The 1,449-nt window shown below is 43.9% G+C and carries 2 protein-coding genes; one reads left to right on the top strand and one right to left on the bottom strand.

Going from position 1 to position 1,449, the window contains the following annotated elements:
• Positions 1-335: carboxypeptidase-like regulatory domain-containing protein (locus tag BWI97_RS26600; RefSeq protein WP_199182129.1), on the bottom strand; the 335-nt coding region annotated here is incomplete at its 3' end.
• A gap of 542 nt (positions 336-877) precedes the next feature.
• Here BWI97_RS26600 and BWI97_RS26595 point away from each other — a divergent pair.
• Complete coding sequence (locus BWI97_RS26595) at positions 878-1,447, top strand: Crp/Fnr family transcriptional regulator (protein WP_102203455.1); 570 nt, start codon at positions 878-880, stop codon at positions 1,445-1,447.
• Positions 1,448-1,449: the final 2 nt, after the last annotated feature.

Here is a 1,449-nt window from a genome sequence, read left to right as displayed (position 1 = left end):
ATATCATCTACTTTAATGGTACTAATCGAGACGCTGGATGTAAGCTTGGAAACCGGATTCGCCACCCCCGTGACCACAACGGCGGATAATTCCAGCGGGTCATCCTGCAGAACCACCACCAGATCCGGGGCCGTTCCCGAACTTAAATCCACTACGCGTTCCGTAGCGGTATAGCCGGAATATGAAAACTTAAGCCGTACCTCCCTCGCGGCAGGGAGACCTTCCAGCGTAAAGTTTCCGTCCTGATCGGTAATGAAGTATTTGTTATCCGGTAATAAGGCAATGGAGGCCCCCAGAAGGGGTTCATTTTTGGAACCTACTACTCGTCCCTTCAAGGTTGCTACTACTGATTGTGCGAAGCTGGTATATCCCCCTAGAAGCAACAAAGCAAATAATAATTTTTTTCATCTTTTATTTCATTTGTCTAAGGGGAGCAAATAGAATAAAAAGAAAAATGTAATTAAAACACGTTTTAGTTAAACTTTTATGCAAACGTTTGCGACATCATTACCGCAAACGTTTGCGGGCTGAAAATTTTTTCAATGTCAGTGAGGAAGATGAACAGGAGCTGAAGTACAAAGAACAGAAAGCAGGTTATGCTGACTCCAATCCGTAAGAAACTAGGTTTTCAGGTATCCCCAGCCGAACAGCGTAGGTTGGGGAAGAGGTCGTTCTGCAGGAGCCATTTCATGAATGTTTGCTTCACAAACGGAGTTACAGGTTTAATCCGGTGATTGAGGAAATAACCGGGTTGATTCAGCTTCAACGGATCAGTGAGCCTCCGTATAAGACCAGCGATTCGGCCCTGTTAAACCCATTCGCTTCGTTTTTACCATATGGTAAATGAACTGCTAACGATTGGCGTTAATTTTTGCCGATGGAAATACTAACTGATTATATCCTGCAATTTGGTGATCTGAACAAACAGCAAACCGATCTTATTGCCAGCAAAGCCAAAAAACTTGACCTGCACAAGGACGACTATTTTTCCGAAGCCGGGAAAATTCCGAAGCAGGTGGGTTTTATTCTGGAGGGTGTCTTTCGTTTTTGCTACTACAATAACAAAGGCGAAGAAATTACCAACTACTTTGTGGAGGAGGGAAACTTCGTGGTCGATTATCAAAAATTCCACACGCAGGTAATCGCCTCGGAGTACATACAGGCAGTAACTGACTGCAAAATACTGGCATTTTCAAGAAAAGATTGGGAAGATATTCTGAATACCATTGTAGGTTGGGATAAGATCGAGGCCAAAATTTATCAGAAATGCATGACTCAGGCGATTGAACGCAGAAGCCCGCTGGTTTCTGAAGATGCCACCACCCGCTATCTATCGTTTATGGAAGAATTCCCGAAGCTTATCAACCGCATCCCGCTTTCGTATGTGGCTTCCTATCTGGGTATTACGCAGCAATCCTTGAGCAGAGTTCGAAAAAACATTCGTTAAAT

It is taken from the genome of Siphonobacter sp. BAB-5405 (assembly GCF_002872335.1).
Lineage (GTDB): Bacteria > Bacteroidota > Bacteroidia > Cytophagales > Spirosomataceae > Siphonobacter.
This window is presented reverse-complemented; position numbering and strand designations above follow the sequence as displayed.